Below are 15,962 nucleotides of genomic sequence, written 5' to 3'. Positions count from 1 at the left end.
ACGGAGGGCTGCCCCTCTTTGATCCTGCGGTGCACAGGCCAAGGCGCGGCTCACGGCGCGGCGGTCGCGTTGCTCGCGGTTGCGCTTGGCGATGGCGCGCCGGATGAAGGCGACGTCTGATTGCCCGGCGCGGGCAGGCTGGCGCGCGGCGACTCGCTCGACGAAGGGCTTGTCCCCGCAGAGGTCGTGCCCGTGGCCTGCGAGGCGGGCGCTGTGCCCGTCGAGTTGCCGACGGCCGTCTGATTGCTCGGCGCAGCGGAGTTCCCCGTTGGCGCGGCGCCCCCCGCGCTGCCGGTGGTCGCATTCGTCTCGTTGCTGCCGCTCGTGTTGCCGGTCATGCCACTGCTGCCGCCGGTCGGCCCGGCGCCCGTTTCGCTGCCATTCGCGGTGGACCCCATGCCGCTTTGCCCGCCGGATGCGCCGGCCCCCGGCAGAGCGGTGTTGCCGTATCCGCTTTCTCCGCTCGCACTCGTTCCGCTCGACTCACCACTCGGCGACACCTGCGACGTCCCAGTGGCCCCGCTCGATCTCGACGTGCCTCCGGCATTGACGCCCGACGACGTGCCCACGGTCTGTGTCTGCGGCGGCATGGTCAGGGGATTTTGGACGGACGCGACCTGCTCGTTCGGCGACCACGTGGGCTCGTTGGTCGGCACCACCTGACCTGTGATGGCTGAGGAGGTCGTCTCCGAGCCTGTCCCCTTCGAACCTGCGGTGGCCGTGCCTGCTTTGTTCGTGGCGTGGGTGGGCGACGACGCATGCGCGGCGGCGAGCGCATACGCTTGCCAGCGCGTGTTCAGGCCAAACAGCATCATCCAGGCGTAGCCAGCCCAGACTGCGCAGCCTACGCCCGCCGCCACCCATTTGGCGACGCGTGCCTTCGTCCAGCGGCTCTTATCCATGGGCCATTCGCTCCATCGTTCGTTGCAGTATCGACATCATTATCGCGCAGGTAGTCGAATTTTGCGAGAGCCTTGTGAGGAGCACGCCGTGGTATGATGAAGGAAGATGCGCCAGAAGAAAGGCCAATGCCATAGAGCGAGGTAAAGGGGGATGAGGGGTGGAACGACGAGACATGCCGGCCGTTTCCGCTCGCGTGTTTCTGCTGGTGCTGACGGCCGTGTCGGGATCGGTCGACGCCATGAGCTTTATGCGCCTTGGGCAGGTCTTCACCGCCGCCATGACGGGCAATACGGTGCTCGGCGGTATTGCCGTCGCCTCTGGGGATTTGAAACACGCGATGCATTACCTCGTCGCCCTCGTCGGATTCGCCGTCGGGGCCGCGGCCTCGGGCTTCGTCGCGGCCGGGGAGCGAAAGCGGTCTGCGTGGAGCCGAACCGTGACGCACGCGCTGTGGCTCGAGCTCGCCGCGCTCGTCGCGTTCTGGATCGCCGCGGACGCGTGGGGGCCTGCGGGTGTGGCCCGCCACAGCGGCCTGCTCCTCTTCGCCCTCGCGTTTGGCATGGGGGCACAGGGTTCCATGGCGCGGCGCGTCGGCGTGAACGGCATCACCACGACGGTCATCACGAGCACCACGACCGGACTCATGGAGACCCTGGTGTGGAAGTTGATGGGACTCGCTCCGTCCCGGCGCCAGGAGGCCGAGCCGTTTGACGCCACGAAGCCGTGGCTGGTGTGGATGTGGGTGCTCGCCGTCGTGGTCTACGGCGTGGGCGCGGGCATCTCGAGCCTCGTGATTCGGCACCTGAACTACGACGCCATGGCCATTCCCGTCGCGCTCGTGGTCGTGACGCTCGCGTGGGGGCTGTATCAGACGCGGCCCAAGTCGCAACCCGCGCGCGCGGCCCGCACGGCCGCGGATCGCTGATCCACCGGCTAGAACAGCCTGCGGACATCGGCGATGCGGGCCGTGAGTCCGCTCGTCGGCCCCACGTTCAGGCGAACGACCTCGCCGGCCGCGGGGTCGCAGGCGGCGATTTCGTCCGCACCGAGATAGATGCCGACCAGTTCTCCGCGGTCCAGGAGGACGAGATCGCCCGGGCGCAGGTCCCACACGGGAACGCTCACGCCCGTTTCCGCCCAGAGGCCGTCCAGCGTGGCGGGGAGGCGGTACCCGAGGGCTTTCCGGTAGACCGCAGCGACGAACGTGGCCGGATCGCAATATCCCGATGCGGGATCTGCGCCCCACGCGAGCGGTGTGCCGATGAGCGCTTCCGCCGCCTCGAGAACCGCGGCCACCCTGATGGCCTCCGGTGCCTGGCGATGGCTTTGCTGCGCCGGATCGATCGCGACGCCAGGCGGGGCCTCGGCGAGCGATGGGCCCACCGCCATCTCCGCGCGCTCCCCGTCGACCTCCGGCTCCACGCGGCGGTCCTTGGGCATTTCGGCCGTCACGAGCGCTCGCCCGGCCTCCGTCCGGCAGACGGCGCGCGTCGCGCTCGCGAGGGCTGGGTGTGCGCGGACGTAGTTTTCGACGGCGACAGGCGTCAGGACGATGGCGCTGTCGCCCACGGCCTTGGCGTCTGGCCGAACGACGAGGGTGATCTCGTCTTTGCGGTCGTCCTCCACGGTTTCCTCAATTCTCCACAGCGGCGGTGCGGCGCGGACCACGGGTGGGGCCCAAAACGCCGCCCACGTGAGGCCCGCGGCCGCGCCTCGCAGGATCAGCGCACATCGCTTCATCTGAATCCCCGTCCTTGGCGTTTTGTGGATATTGTGCGCCCCGCTCACGCTCTCTATCCTCTCATCATGCTGCGGACAGGCCGCGCATATAGATGGAGAGGCGTAAAGGAGGGGGCCTCGTTGTCCAACTTGCAGGCGGCAGTCGAGATCGCCATGATGGCGGTGGCGCTCGGAATGGACGCGCTGTCCTTGAGCATCGGCGTGGGGCTCGGGGCCATCACGCGCAGGCAGGGCGTGGAGCTCGCTCTGACCATCGGCGTGTGGCATGTCATCCTGACGATCGCCGGCCTGCTCGCGGGCGATCTCGTCGGCCACTACCTCGGCCACGTGGCGCGGCTGTTCGCCGCTGTGGTGGTCATGGGCCTTGGGCTTCACATGGCGTATCACACGTGGAAATCGTCGGACGGTCCGCCTCCGCGGCCGCTTGGCAACTGGATGGGGCGGATGACGTTTGCGGCGAGCGTATCGATCGACGCGCTCTCGGTCGGCTTTGGCCTGGGGCTCTACAGCGTGGCGTACGGCCTCGTCTCGGCTGCCGCTTTCGGCGTGGCGAGCACCTTGATGTGTGGGTTTGGGCTCCTCATCGGCAAGCAATTCGGCCGCGCCATCGGCCGCGTCGGCGAAATGATCGGCAGCGCCATCCTCATCCTGTGTGGCGTGATGTGGCTCATCTAGGTGGAAGAAAGGCCATTTGCGGCGGGTGCGCGATCCTCCTATACTGAAGGCAAATGCTCACCCAAACGAAAGCAAAAACCATGGAGGAAACGATGCACATTCTATTTGTCTGTACCGGAAACACATGCCGCAGTCCGATGGCTGCGGCCTTCTTGCGTCGGCGCGTCGAGGAAAGGGGGCTTCCTTGGCGGGTGGATTCGGCTGGTCTGATGGCGATGGACGGGGCCCCCATGACGGAACACGCGGCGAATGCCCTGTCGCGCCGGCAGGTCCGCGCAGAGGGTCACCAGGCCAAGCGGTTGACCCGCGAGATGTTGCGCGAGAGCGATCTCGTCCTCACCATGTCGCGATCGCACCGTGACGCACTCGTGCAAGTGTTTCCTGAGCTTGCCGACAAGGTGTACACCCTGTACGCGTTTGCGCACGACGTGCCGGAGCGCGAGGCGCAGGACGTGGCGGATCCGTTTGGCGGCGGCGAGGCCGAATACGAGGCCTGCGCGAGCCAGCTGGCCGATCTCGTCGACCTCGCGTTTGAGCGGCTGCTGCGCACGACGGCGCAGGGCCCTGAAGAGGGACCGGAGGTGAAGGGCGATGGCGCCTCCAGCGAAGGAGATTGAAGCGTGGGCAATCGAGTGTGTGCGGCGGGACCTGCCTGGCGCATTGACCCATCTCGCCCGAGAGGCCGGGCTTGGACCGGGGCGCCTTCTGGTGGTGGGGGCGTCCACCAGCGAGGTGGCCGGCGAGCGCATCGGCACGGCCACGTCGGTCGCGATCGGACAAGCCATCGCGGACGTGGTGCTCGCGTTCGCCCGTGAGACCGGCTGCGATGTCGCGTTTCAATGTTGTGAACATCTCAACCGCGCGCTCGTCGTGGAGCGGCGGGTGTGGGCCGGGCGCCAGCTGGAGGAGGTGACGGCCATCCCGGTTCCCGGAGCGGGCGGCGCCGCCGCCGCAGCGGCGTATTGGGCGATGGAAACTCCGTGCCTTGTGCGCGGCGTCTCGGCGGATGCCGGCCTGGATATCGGGGACACGCTCATCGGCATGCACCTGCGGCCCGTCGCCGTGCCGGTGCGAGGACCCGTCCGCGAAATTGGGCGCGCGCACCTGGTCATGGCCAGGTCGCGCCCGCCCCTCGTCGGCGGGGCTCGCGCGGTGTACGATCCGGCAGAAGCGCGTCGGCGCATGTTTGGCGACGGGCCGCCGCGAACGGACGCGTGAGCGGCCGGCTGGCGCTCTTCTTTTCGCCGTTTTTGCGCGCCGCCCAGGGCTTGTGCGGTCCGTGTTCGAACCGTAAGATGAATGTGAATCGCGGCGTCCTCTCGCGGCGGCGCTTGACGAAAGGAGTTGCGCTGGTTTGACCACCCTTCTGCAGCAAGTTGACCCGGATGTCGCGGCTGCCATGCAGTCCGAGCTTCAGCGTCAGCAGCGGAATATCGAGCTGATCGCCTCGGAAAACTTTGTGAGTGAGGCCGTTCTCGCGGCCCTTGGATCCGTCCTGACCAACAAGTACGCGGAAGGTTACCCGGGCCGCAGATACTACGGCGGCTGCGAGTATGTCGACGTGGTAGAGCGAATCGCCATCGATCGCGTCAAGGAGCTGTTCGGCGCGGAGTACGCGAATGTGCAGCCGCACAGCGGCTCGCAGGCCAACATGACGGTGTATTTCAGCGTGCTCAAGCCGGGCGACACGGTGCTGGGCATGAACTTGGCGCACGGCGGCCACTTGACCCACGGAAGCCTGGTCAACTTCTCGGGCCAGCTGTACAAGTTCGTCTCGTATGGCGTGGATCCCGAGACGCATCTCATCGACTACGACGAGGTGCTGAAGGTCGCCAAGGAACACAGGCCCAAGATGATCGTCGCCGGGGCGAGCGCCTATCCCCGCGTGATCGACTTCAAGCGGATGCGCGAAATTGCAGACGAGGTGGGCGCCTACCTCATGGTGGACATGGCCCACATCGCGGGCCTCATTGCGGCCGGGCTGCATCCGTCGCCTGTGCCCTACGCGCACTTTGTGACGTCCACCACGCACAAGACGCTGCGCGGGCCGCGCGGCGGTTTCATCCTCTGTCAGAAGGACGTCGCGAAGCTGATCGACAAGACCAACTTCCCCGGCGTGCAGGGCGGTCCTCTCATGCACGTCATCGCGGCGAAGGCCGTGGCGTTTGGCGAGGCGCTTCGGCCGGAGTTCAAGGCCTACCAGGAGCAGATTGTGAAGAATGCGAAGGCGTTGGCCGAAGCGCTCCAAGGCTTCGGTTTCCGACTCGTGTCCGGCGGCACGGACAATCACCTGATGCTCATCGACGTCCGCCAGGCCGGTCTCACCGGCAAGGAGGCCGAGCGGAGGTTGGACGAGATCGGCATTACGGCCAACAAGAACGCCATTCCGTTTGATCCGGAGAGCCCGATGGTCACAAGCGGCATCCGCGTCGGGACACCCGCCGCGACCTCGCGCGGGATGGACGAAGGCGCCATGCAGGAAATCGCGGAGATCTTCAAACTTGTGCTGCTTGGCGACTTCAGCGATGACGTCAAGCGCGAAGCGCGAGCCCGAGTGGACAGCCTGACAAGCCGGTTCCCGCTCTATCCTCACGTGTCGTACGTCGAGTAAATCCCGAGATGCCGAGAGCCGCCCGCAAGGGCGGCCCCATTTTGGCAAAGGAGCGTTTTGGTTTGGGACAAGTGCATGTGCTTGACCATCCCCTCATTCAGCACAAGTTGACGTTGATTCGCGATAAGAACACCGGCACCAAGGAGTTTCGGGCGCTCGTCCAGGAAGTCGCGATGCTCATGGTCTACGAGATCACGCGCGACCTCCCGCTTCAGCCAGTCACGGTGGAAACGCCGGTCGGCGTCGCCGCCGCCAAGATGATCGCCGGCAAGACGCTCGCCATTGTACCCGTCCTGCGGGCGGGCCTCGGCATGGTCGAGGGCATTTTGAACTTGATCCCCGGTGCGAAGGTCGGTCATATCGGGCTCTATCGAGACCCAGAGACGCTCATGCCCGTCGAGTACTACTGCAAGCTCCCGGCTCACCTCGAAGAGCGGGATGTGTACGTCGTGGATCCCATGCTCGCTACCGGCGGTTCCGCGGTGGCTGCGCTGCGGGCGGTCAAGGAACGCGGGGCGCAGCGCCCGAAGCTGATGTGCCTCGTCGGCGTGCCCGAGGGCATTCGCGCCGTCCAGGAACACCACCCCGACGTGGACATTTACCTCGCCAGTGTGGACGAGCATCTGAACGATCACGGCTACATCGTCCCGGGCCTCGGTGACGCGGGAGATCGCCTCTTCGGAACGAAGTAGGCGACGTTTGGGCGAGCCAGGAAAGACGAAGAGGGGGTCCTGTCGTTGAAACAAACGCCCGTCCGTGTGCTCACCGTCTTCGGAACGCGGCCGGAAGCCATCAAGATGGCACCGCTCGTGCAGGCGCTCGAGGCCCATCCGCAGATCGAATCGCTGGTCTGTGTGACCGCGCAGCATCGCGAAATGCTGGATCAGGTCCTTGACGTGTTCTCCATTCGCGTGGATGACGATCTCGACATCATGGAGCCGAAGCAGACGCTGGCGACCATCACGGTCAAGGCGCTCGCCGGGCTTGAGGCCGTGATCGAGCGGCGCAAGCCGGATCTCGTGTTGGTTCACGGCGATACGACCACCACGTTCGCGGCGAGTCTCGCGGCGTTCTACCAGCAAGTGGCCATCGGCCACGTCGAGGCCGGGCTGCGGACCTACCAGAAGTACAGCCCCTTCCCCGAGGAGATGAACCGCCAGCTCACCGACACGCTGAGCGACCTGTTTTTTGCGCCGACCGACGTCGCCGCCGAGCACCTGTTGCGCGAAGGGCACCAGGAACAGGCCATCTTCGTCACGGGCAACACGGCCATCGACGCGATGCGCACCACGGTGCGCGACGCGTACACGCACCCGGTTTTGGATGGCATGCCCCGAGGGGCGCGCGTCATCTACATGACCAGCCATCGCCGGGAGAACTGGGGAGAGAAACTGGAAAACATCTGTCGGGCGGCGCGGCGGATTGTGGATCTCGCGGACGATCTCTATCTGGTGTACCCGGTGCACCTGAATCCGCGCGTGCGGGACACGGTGTTTTCGATTCTCGGAGACCACCCGCGCATTCATTTGCTCGATCCGCTCGGCGTGATCGACAACCACAACTTCATGGCCCGCTCCACGCTGATCCTGACCGATTCAGGAGGCATCCAAGAGGAAGCGCCGTCGCTCGGCGTGCCGGTCCTCGTGCTGCGGGACACCACCGAGCGGCCGGAGGGCATTCAAGCGGGCACCCTGAAACTCGTGGGCACGGACGAGGAGGTCATTTTCTCGGAGGCCAAGCGCCTGTTGACGGACGAGGCGGCGTACCGGGACATGGCCATGCGCAAGAATCCGTATGGGGACGGACGAGCGTCCGAGCGCATCGTTCAGGCGATTTTGCATCACTTTGGGCTGGCGGATCGGCCGCAGCCATTTCGCTACTTGGAAGCCGAAGGGCCGTTTCAGCGCCGATGAGAATTCCCAGGAAGCGCGTGCGCTTTCAATTCCAATTGTGGAATGGGCGGGCGCGCCGCGCGGACGTGGACCGGCGCGCGGCGATTTTGTGAACAAACCGAAACAGCGTCGTCAAATCCCTGGTATTCCGCAGGGTTTGCGCGTTGACATCGAATTTTGAGCTAGTGTACTATAGGCGAGGGTTCTGGCATTTCACCATACACACAGGCGTTTCGCCCTACGAGAAGGGCGAGCTAGCGCGCCCATTTCTGGAAACTCCTTCCTTGCTATGGTTATCCTGGCTTGCAAGCGGAAACCCTATAGGTATGTGGTGGAATGTTACAAATGCTCCACGCTGTATCTTGCATCACACAAGTTGTCCCTCTCTTCAATCTGTTCTAGGTGGTGTGTGCGTTCGCAGACGAAGACCGCAACGAGGCGCGTTCTGCGCGCAAGCAACCGAGTGACTGGACGCTGTTCGCCGTCTATTCTGGTGCCACGCTGCAGCTCGCGGGCTGCATCGTCGGTCTGGGGTTCGTCGGACATCTCGTGAGCGAGCATGTCCATCGGCTGTGGCCGACCGTGGCCGGTGTGGGGCTCGGCGTGATCGCCGGGGTGTCGGGTTTAGCGTTCTTGGTCAAACAGGTTCTAGGAGACCGACGATGAGTGCCAATTCCCTTGTGAAGCGACTGCGAGCCATTCAGTGGTCTTGGCTCGGGCTGATGTTGCTCACCGCGCTGTGTGTCGCGGTTTTTCGGGAGATGCGTCCCATCTTCGGCGGGCTGCTTCTGGGAGAGGCCGGAGGGTTGTTCGTCATCTTTAGCATGATCCGCCAAGGGCACCTGAACGATAACGTGCAAGGTCAGATGCTCTTCGCCTCCGGCATGGCGGGCATGTTTGCGCGACTGGCGCTCATTGTGGTCATCATGGTGGTCGCGCTGAAGTTCCGGGCCCTCTTCAACCCGTATGCGGCCTTGGTTGGGTACGCCCTCAGTTTCGCGTTCATCATCATTGGGATGTATCGGTATGCCAAGAACCCGCCTGATCAACGAGACTCACAAGTTTGACGGAAAGAAGGTGAAAACGTGCCGGTCTTCCCGACGCTATTCCCGGGGACCATCTGGCAGACGAACGTCGTCGTCATTGCGACCATCTTCCTGACGGGGCTCATCATGTTTGTCCTTTTGCGGCTTGCCGTAGCGAGGATGGACATGCGGCACCCGAGAGGGCTGCAGAATCTCTTGGAGTGGGCCCTCGACTTCTCGGATAGCATGGCGAAAGACGTCATGCCGAGTGATGATTCTCGGCGGTTCGTGCGGCCTCTCGCCTTCTTCACGCTGCTCTTCTTGTTCATCGCGAACTGGCTCGGGTTGATTTTCACCATCACGGTTCACTTCGACCCGCATGCCCACGTGTGGGGCTTGAGCCCGTCCGACCTTCAGTCTGCCAAGGGGGATGTGGAGCTGTTTGACTCCCCGACCTCCAACATGAGCATGGCGCTTGGGCTCGCCATTTTGGTATGGCTCATCAGCCACGCGCGCGGCCTCAGGCATCCCGGCAAGTGGTTCCGCCACCTGCTCCGTCACCCTCCCTTTGGGCTGCTGGAGGAAATTACGAACCCGCTGACGCACGGCATGCGACTTTTCGGCAACATCTTCGCCGGTGAAATCCTGTTGGGGCTTTTGCTGCGCGCGCCGTTTGCGTTCCACTTCATTCCGTGGCAGCTTCCGTTCATCATCGCATGGCTCTTGTACAGCGGGTTTGTCGCGACCATTCAAGCGTACGTGTTCAGCATTCTGATGTGCCTCTACATCGGCATGAAGTCGTTTGAGGTGGACAGCCAGCACTGAGCTGGCGAGCCCGGAAGGGCTTGCGGAAACGAAGTTTACGGCCATCAACAAAAGGAGGAACAAGACTGATGCAACTCGACATGGTCAAGGCGATTTACGACATTGCGGTGGCGCTTTTGCTCGGCTTGGCGGCCGTCGGTTCCGGTGTGGGCGACGGTATGGTCATGAGCAAGTACGTCGAGGGCGTGGCTCGCCAGCCTGAAGCGCGCGGTTCCATCTTCGGTAGTGCGCTCCTTGGTGTCGCGTTGGTCGAGGCTTTCCCGGTCATCGCGCTGGCATTCGGCATCATCATCCTGTTTACGAAGGGTGCGTTCTGATGCTTTGCGCGCCCGGCCTTTCGCGCCGGGCGCCCTTGTGAGCCGGATGCCAAACCAAGGAGGAGGGAGTGTTCCAGGTGGGCGGCATTTTTCAAGTTGGAACGTTCATCTTCTCCGTGATTTCGTTCCTCATCGTGTTCTTCATCATTCAGCGGTTTGCATTTAAGCCGCTGACGCGCATGTTGGAACAGCGGAGAATCCATATCGAGACGCAAATCAGCGAGGCTGAGAAGAGCCGCGAGGAAGCGGCCCGCCTGTTGGCGGAGCAGCAGCGCCTCTTGGAAGAGGCGCGCAAAGAAGCGCGCAATCTCCTCGATCAAGCGCGCATCCGCGCGGACGAACAGGCGCGCGAAATCGTGCAGAAGGCAGAGGAAGAGGCTGCGCGCATCCTCGAAGAAAGCCGCCAAGCCATTGTGCGCGAGCGCGACGAGGCGCTGGCCGCCGTCACGAAGCGCGTGGCCGAGTTGTCCGTTGAGCTCACCACCCGCCTGTTGCGCGATCACGTCACGCCCGAGGTGCACAAAGACCTCATGGCGGAAGCCGAAAACAAGCTGGGTGAGCTCGTATGTTGACCGGAGCTGTGGCGAATCGCTATGCGCGCGCGCTGGTGTCGTACGCGAAGGAGCATGACGCTGTCGATTCCATTGGCGCACAGCTTTCCAAGATTCACTCGCTCCTCCGCGCGTCACAGGATTTGTCGCACTTTCTCGCCAGCCCGGTCATCTCTCCCGAACATAAGCTCCAGGCGCTGGAGCGGGTGATGGGAGAGCCGCTCAGGCAGGACCTGTCACGCTTTCTCGCGCTCATGCTCGAGCGCGGGCGAGGAGCGTACATCGCGCTTGTCGCGGAGCGATACGAAGAGCTTGCGGACGAGATTCACAATCGCGTCCGAGTGGAGATAGAGACCGCAAAGCCGCTCACTGAGGCGGACCTGAACGAATGGGTTCACCGGCTCGAAGCGGCGTGCGGCAAGACGGTGGTCCCAAAAGTGGTCGAAAATCCGGCGCTCATCGCGGGTGTGCGAGTTCACGTGGGCCATCGCGTGCTGGATGCGACGACGGCGAACGCATTGCGCCAATTTCGCGATCGCCTACTCGCCCGCGCAGTGCGTAAGGAGGGAATACGTTGAGCATTCGTCCGGATGAAATCAGCGCGCTCATCAAACAGCAGATCGAGCAGTTCGAGGTCAAAGCCGAGGTGCGCGACACGGGCACGGTCCTCTCGGTCGGCGACGGAATCGCGCGCCTCTATGGCTTGGACAACGTCATGGCGGGCGAACTGGTCGAGTTTGAGAGCGGCGTGTATGGTATGGCACTCAACCTCGAAGAGGACAACGTCGGTGTCGTGGTCCTCGGTTCGGTGCAGGGCATTCGCGAAGGCGAACAGGTGCGCCGCACGGGGCGGCTCGTGACCGTGCCCGTGGGTCCGCAGCTGCTTGGGCGCGTCGTGAATGCGCTCGGTCAACCCATCGACAACAAGGGCCCCATTGAGGCCACCGAATATCGGCCTGTGGAATCGCCGGCGCCGGGCGTGATCGTCCGCCGGTCGGTGCACGAGCCGTTGGAAACGGGCATCAAGGCCATCGATGCGATGGTGCCCATCGGGCGCGGGCAGCGCGAGCTCATTATCGGCGATCGCCAGACGGGTAAGACGGCGGTCGCGCTGGATACCATCATCAACCAAAAGGGCAAAGACGTGAAGTGCATCTACGTCGCCATCGGTCAGAAGCAGTCGACGGTGGCGCAGGTCGTGGAGACGCTCCGCAGGTACGGAGCCATGGAATACACCACGGTCGTTGTGGCTAGCGCTTCCGAGCCGGCGCCGCTTTTGTTCCTCGCGCCTTACGCCGGCTGCGCGATGGCGGAGTACTACCTGTACAACGGGCAACACGCGCTCGTCGTGTACGACGACTTGTCCAAGCAGGCTGCGGCGTACCGCGAGATGTCGCTCTTGCTCCGCCGCCCGCCTGGCCGCGAGGCGTATCCCGGCGACGTCTTCTATCTGCACTCGCGCCTGCTGGAGCGCGCGGCGAAGTTGAACGACGAGCACGGCGGCGGATCGCTCACGGCGTTGCCGTTCATCGAGACCCAAGCGGGCGATATCTCCGCCTACATTCCGACCAACGTGATCTCGATCACGGACGGCCAGATCTTCCTCGAGTCGGACCTGTTCTTTGCGGGCGTGCGTCCGGCCATCAACGTCGGTTCCTCGGTCTCCCGCGTCGGTTCATCCGCGCAGACCAAGGCCATGAAGAAGGTCGCCGGCACGCTGAAGCTCGATCTCGCCCAGTACCGCGAACTGCAGGCTTTCACGCAGTTCGGGAGCGATTTGGACAAGGCGACGCAGGACACCCTGCGCCGCGGCGAGCGGATGACGGAGCTTTTGAAGCAGCCGCAGTACCACCCGCTCTCGTTCGACCGGCAGGTTGCCTCGCTCTGGACGGGCGTCAACGGCTATCTCGACGATATTCCTGTGGAGGCCGTGCAGAAGTTCGAGCGCGAGTGGCTCGCGTTCCTGGACCGGGAGTATCCACAGGTGTTCCAACAGATGCAGGAGCGCAAGTCGCTTGAAGACGACACCATCGAGCTCATGAAGGAAGCGATGGCGAAGTTCAAGCCGACGTTTGTGCCCTGACACACGGCTGGCGCGCGGCCCGCAAAGGGCCGTGCGGCATGAATCGGGGCTTGGCCCCCAATCGGTGGTGAGAACGGGCGATGGCGCAAAACAGCATGCGCGATATTAGGCGGCGCATCAAGAGCGTCCGGAATACCGCGCAGATTACGAAGGCGATGGAGATGGTCGCGGCCGCAAAGCTGCGCCGCGTGCAGGACGCGGTGCAGCAGTCGAAGCCGTACCTGTCCAAGATGCAGGAGATGTTGGCAAACCTCTCGCTCGCGGCGCGCCACGTCAAGCATCCTCTCCTCGCCGTGCGGCCGGTCCGGCGCATCGGATACCTCGTCATCACGGCCGATCGCGGCCTGGCGGGTCCGTACAACGCGCAGGTCGTGCGCGCGGCCATGCAGGAGTTTGGCAAGCGAGAAAAGGGCTCGTACGCCATCTATTCCGTCGGCAAGCGGGGGCGCAACTTCTTTCAGCGGCGCGGGCTGCCGATCGCGGCCGAGGTCGTCGACCTGCCGGATACGCCGACGTATCACTCGGTCCGCCAACTGGCGGAGAGTATCGTAGCCGCTTACGAGCGCGAGGAGTTCGACGAGCTTTATTTCGTCTACAACGAGTTCATCAATGCAGCCGTGCAACGGCCCGTGGTGCGCAAAGTGCTGCCGCTCGCCTCGCTCGGGGAGAATCTTCAGGGCCCTCGGCGCAACTATTTGTTTGAGCCGGACGAGGAATCTGTTCTCGCGGCGTTGCTCCCGCGTTACGCCGAGACCCTGGTGTACCAGGCCGTGCTGGATGCGAAGGCCTCGGAGCACGCGGCACGCATGAACGCTATGGGCAACGCGACGGACAACGCGAACGAGCTCATCGAGAAACTCACGCTTTCGTTGAACCGGGCGCGCCAAGCGTCGATCACGACGCAGATCGCCGAGATCGTCGGTGGCGCGGAAGCGTTGAAATAACGCACGAGACGGGCGCAAGGAGGGACATTCGTGAACAAAGGGTATGTGGTGCAGGTCATGGGCCCGGTCGTCGATGTCCGTTTTCCAGAAGGACAGCTGCCGGCCATCCAGAACGCCCTCCGCATTGACTACGAGGGCGAACTGCCCGTGCATCTGACGCTCGAGGTCGCGCTGCACCTCGGAGACAACGTGGTTCGAACCATCGCGATGTCGTCGACGGACGGGCTGGTCCGCGGCGTCGAAGTCGTGGACACGGGTCAGGCTATCTCGATGCCGGTGGGACCCGGAACGTTGGGGCGCATCTTCAACGTGCTGGGTGAAACCATTGACGAGAAGGGCCCGGTGGAAGCCGCCGAGCGCTGGCCCATTCATCGCCCCGCCCCCGCGTTCGGGGACTTGACCACCAAGACCGAGATTTTTGAGACGGGCATCAAGGTCGTCGACCTGCTTGCCCCATACGTCAAAGGTGGCAAGGTCGGCCTGTTCGGCGGCGCGGGTGTCGGCAAGACGGTGTTGATTCAGGAGCTCATCCACAACATCGCCAAGGAGCACGGCGGTTACTCCGTGTTCGCCGGCGTCGGCGAGCGGACGCGCGAGGGTAACGACCTCTACCATGAAATGAAGGAGTCGGGGGTCCTCGACAAAACCTGCATGGTGTTTGGCCAGATGAACGAGCCGCCGGGCGCGCGTCTGCGCGTGGCGCTGTCCGGCTTGACGCTCGCCGAGTACTTCCGCGACGTGGAGCAGCGCGACGTGCTGTTCTTCATCGACAACATCTTCCGCTTCACGCAGGCGGGTTCCGAGGTGTCCGCGCTGCTCGGACGCATGCCGTCCGCCGTCGGTTACCAGCCGACCCTTGCGACGGAGATGGGCCAGTTGCAGGAGCGCATTGCGTCGACGGTGCGCGGTTCCATTACCTCCATTCAGGCCGTGTACGTGCCGGCCGACGACTACACGGATCCTGCGCCGGCCAACACGTTCACGCACCTGGACGCGACGACCGTGCTTGAGCGCCGGATCGCCGATATGGGTCTGTATCCCGCGGTGGACCCGCTCGCGTCGACTTCGCGCGCGTTGCAGCCGGACATCGTCGGCGAGGAGCACTACCAGGTGGCGCGCGGCGTGCAGGCGGTGTTGCAGCGGTACCGGGAACTGCAGGACATCATCGCCATTCTCGGCATGGACGAGTTGACGGACGAGGACCGGCTCATCGTGTCCCGTGCACGCAAGATCCAGAACTTCTTGTCGCAGCCGTTCTTCGTCGCCGAGGTGTTCACCGGCACGCCGGGTAAGTATGTGCCCGTGAAGGATACGGTGCGTTCGTTCAAGGAAATTCTGGAGGGCAAGCACGACGAGATTCCCGAGACGTACTTCCGCTATTGCGGCGCCATCGAGGACGTGATCGAGAAGGCGCGCAAGGACGGCTACGCCTGATCCTATCCGGAAGTGAGGTGAGCGCAGATGTTGACCGTGCCGCTCGAAATTGTCACGCCGGAGCGGATCGTGCTGTCGATGGACGTGCGCATGGTGATTTTGAAGGGCGGGGACGGCGAGATCGGGATTTTGCCGCGTCACATCCCGCTGGCCACCGCGGTCAAGCCGTGCCTCGTTCGCATTCGGCTGGCCGACGACCGGGAGGACGTGGTGCCGGTCTCGGGGGGCTTCGTAGAGGTCCTGCCGGAGAAAATCACCCTTCTCGCGGATACGGCGGAGCTGCCTGAGGAAATTGACGTCGATCGCGCCTTGCACGCCAAGGATCGCGCGGAGAAACGGCTGCAGGCTGCGGTGGACGAGGAGGAGGCGGAGCGCGCTCGGCAGGCGCTGACGCGCGCCGAGCTCCGACTTCAGGCGGTCGAGGAACACAAGCGGCTGAACGGATTTCTTCACGCCCATGTTCCGAGCGTGTAAGACTGTGGTATGATGCTGGTGTCAGCTGGCCGTCTCTTCACAGTGAATTGAGAGGCGGCCAGTGTTGTTTCCACACGGTGTTTCGTGGGAGCTCGTGGCTGTGAGCAAGCAGGGGGTGAGCGGATGCAGCCCGCGTATCGCGCCATTGCCACGATGGGAGCAGACGGCTTGGTCCTTCTGCTCGTGTTCTTTCTTGGCGTGGTGGCCTGTTGGTGGGCGCTCGGCGCACTCAAATGGGACAAGTTCACGCATCAACCTTTCGCAGGCCAGGCACAGCTCCTGCGATTCTTTCTCGCACTCGCCGGGGGCGTGCTGTCGGTCCTTGTCGGGCTCGTCCTTTTAGGCGCCATGCAACTGTTGAATGGCGCGCTCTGAGGCCACGTTGACAGCGTCAAATCTATGAAATCTATGAGGCCTCTTGGCGGCGGGTTTAGCTTTGGCGGATTCCGTCCACACTGGGAGCAGGTGAACCAGAATGTACGCCTGAT

20 protein-coding genes are annotated in these 15,962 nt (G+C 63.8%); 18 read left to right on the top strand and 2 right to left on the bottom strand.

What is annotated here, in order from left to right; all coding sequences use genetic code 11:
* Positions 1-50 precede the first annotated feature (50 nt).
* Complete coding sequence (locus BW934_RS04705; protein ID WP_076345635.1) at positions 51-902, bottom strand: hypothetical protein; 852 nt, start codon at positions 900-902, stop codon at positions 51-53.
* A 158-nt stretch (positions 903-1,060) separates the two neighbouring features.
* Between BW934_RS04705 and BW934_RS04700 the strand changes: the two genes are divergently transcribed.
* Positions 1,061-1,828, top strand: a complete 768-nt coding sequence (locus tag BW934_RS04700) for a YoaK family protein (protein WP_076345633.1) — start codon at positions 1,061-1,063, stop codon at positions 1,826-1,828.
* Positions 1,829-1,836: 8 nt separating this feature from the next.
* Here BW934_RS04700 and BW934_RS04695 read toward each other — a convergent pair whose 3' ends face one another.
* Complete coding sequence (locus BW934_RS04695) at positions 1,837-2,643, bottom strand: NlpC/P60 family protein (protein ID WP_076345952.1); 807 nt, start codon at positions 2,641-2,643, stop codon at positions 1,837-1,839.
* 120 nt (positions 2,644-2,763) lie between these two features.
* Here BW934_RS04695 and BW934_RS04690 point away from each other — a divergent pair, with 120 nt between their 5' ends.
* From BW934_RS04690 to BW934_RS04610, 17 genes are all read left to right on the top strand, one after another.
* On the top strand, positions 2,764-3,318 hold the full coding sequence (locus BW934_RS04690; protein WP_076345631.1) for a manganese efflux pump MntP: 555 nt from the start codon (positions 2,764-2,766) through the stop codon (positions 3,316-3,318).
* Between the two features lie 53 nt (positions 3,319-3,371).
* Positions 3,372-3,935, top strand: a complete 564-nt coding sequence (locus BW934_RS04685) for a low molecular weight protein arginine phosphatase (protein WP_327077686.1) — start codon at positions 3,372-3,374, stop codon at positions 3,933-3,935.
* A complete protein-coding gene (locus BW934_RS04680; RefSeq protein ID WP_076345627.1) occupies positions 3,910-4,536 on the top strand; it encodes a TIGR01440 family protein in 627 nt (208 codons plus the stop codon). The genes BW934_RS04685 and BW934_RS04680 overlap by 26 nt, the downstream gene beginning before the upstream one ends.
* Positions 4,537-4,672: 136 nt before the next feature.
* Positions 4,673-5,929, top strand: coding sequence for a serine hydroxymethyltransferase (locus BW934_RS04675; protein ID WP_076345625.1), 1,257 nt, complete (start codon positions 4,673-4,675; stop codon positions 5,927-5,929).
* A gap of 62 nt (positions 5,930-5,991) precedes the next feature.
* Positions 5,992-6,621 carry a uracil phosphoribosyltransferase gene (upp, locus tag BW934_RS04670; protein ID WP_076345623.1) on the top strand — a complete coding sequence of 210 codons (630 nt, stop codon included), beginning with the start codon at positions 5,992-5,994 and terminating at the stop codon, positions 6,619-6,621.
* A 105-nt stretch (positions 6,622-6,726) separates the two neighbouring features.
* The gene (gene wecB, locus BW934_RS04665) at positions 6,727-7,842 is read left to right on the top strand and encodes a non-hydrolyzing UDP-N-acetylglucosamine 2-epimerase (protein WP_234969605.1); all 1,116 of its coding nucleotides are present in this window, start codon (positions 6,727-6,729) and stop codon (positions 7,840-7,842) included.
* A gap of 384 nt (positions 7,843-8,226) precedes the next feature.
* A complete protein-coding gene (locus BW934_RS04660) occupies positions 8,227-8,487 on the top strand; it encodes a hypothetical protein (RefSeq protein WP_234969565.1) in 261 nt (86 codons plus the stop codon).
* Entirely contained in the window at positions 8,484-8,888 is a 405-nt protein-coding gene (locus tag BW934_RS04655; protein ID WP_076345617.1) for a hypothetical protein, read from the top strand. Before BW934_RS04660 ends, BW934_RS04655 begins: the two co-directional genes overlap by 4 nt.
* A gap of 18 nt (positions 8,889-8,906) precedes the next feature.
* Positions 8,907-9,671 carry a F0F1 ATP synthase subunit A gene (atpB, locus tag BW934_RS04650; RefSeq protein ID WP_076345615.1) on the top strand — a complete coding sequence of 255 codons (765 nt, stop codon included), beginning with the start codon at positions 8,907-8,909 and terminating at the stop codon, positions 9,669-9,671.
* 68 nt (positions 9,672-9,739) lie between these two features.
* Positions 9,740-9,988 (top strand): ATP synthase F0 subunit C, encoded by a 249-nt coding sequence (gene atpE / locus BW934_RS04645; protein WP_008339894.1) that lies wholly within the window; start codon positions 9,740-9,742, stop codon positions 9,986-9,988.
* 77 nt (positions 9,989-10,065) lie between these two features.
* On the top strand, positions 10,066-10,560 hold the full coding sequence (gene atpF, locus BW934_RS04640) for a F0F1 ATP synthase subunit B (protein WP_234969563.1): 495 nt from the start codon (positions 10,066-10,068) through the stop codon (positions 10,558-10,560).
* The gene (gene atpH / locus BW934_RS04635; RefSeq protein ID WP_076345611.1) at positions 10,554-11,117 is read left to right on the top strand and encodes an ATP synthase F1 subunit delta; all 564 of its coding nucleotides are present in this window, start codon (positions 10,554-10,556) and stop codon (positions 11,115-11,117) included. The genes atpF and atpH overlap by 7 nt, the downstream gene beginning before the upstream one ends.
* Positions 11,114-12,622: a F0F1 ATP synthase subunit alpha gene (gene atpA / locus BW934_RS04630; RefSeq protein ID WP_076345609.1), complete on the top strand. Its 1,509-nt coding sequence runs from the start codon at positions 11,114-11,116 to the stop codon at positions 12,620-12,622. Before atpH ends, atpA begins: the two co-directional genes overlap by 4 nt.
* An 80-nt stretch (positions 12,623-12,702) precedes the next feature.
* A complete protein-coding gene (gene atpG / locus BW934_RS04625; protein ID WP_076345607.1) occupies positions 12,703-13,566 on the top strand; it encodes an ATP synthase F1 subunit gamma in 864 nt (287 codons plus the stop codon).
* Positions 13,567-13,596: 30 nt separating this feature from the next.
* On the top strand, positions 13,597-15,000 hold the full coding sequence (gene atpD / locus BW934_RS04620) for a F0F1 ATP synthase subunit beta (RefSeq protein WP_076345605.1): 1,404 nt from the start codon (positions 13,597-13,599) through the stop codon (positions 14,998-15,000).
* A gap of 27 nt (positions 15,001-15,027) precedes the next feature.
* Entirely contained in the window at positions 15,028-15,474 is a 447-nt protein-coding gene (gene atpC / locus BW934_RS04615) for an ATP synthase F1 subunit epsilon (protein WP_076345603.1), read from the top strand.
* A 123-nt stretch (positions 15,475-15,597) separates the two neighbouring features.
* A complete protein-coding gene (locus tag BW934_RS04610) occupies positions 15,598-15,849 on the top strand; it encodes a DUF1146 family protein (RefSeq protein WP_076345601.1) in 252 nt (83 codons plus the stop codon).
* The last annotated feature ends 113 nt before the right edge of the window (positions 15,850-15,962 follow it).

The sequence above is a fragment of the Alicyclobacillus vulcanalis genome (assembly GCF_900156755.1).
GTDB lineage: Bacteria > Bacillota > Bacilli > Alicyclobacillales > Alicyclobacillaceae > Alicyclobacillus > Alicyclobacillus vulcanalis.
The sequence above is the reverse complement of the archived record's forward strand: the minus strand, read 5'-3'. Positions and strand labels throughout refer to the sequence as shown.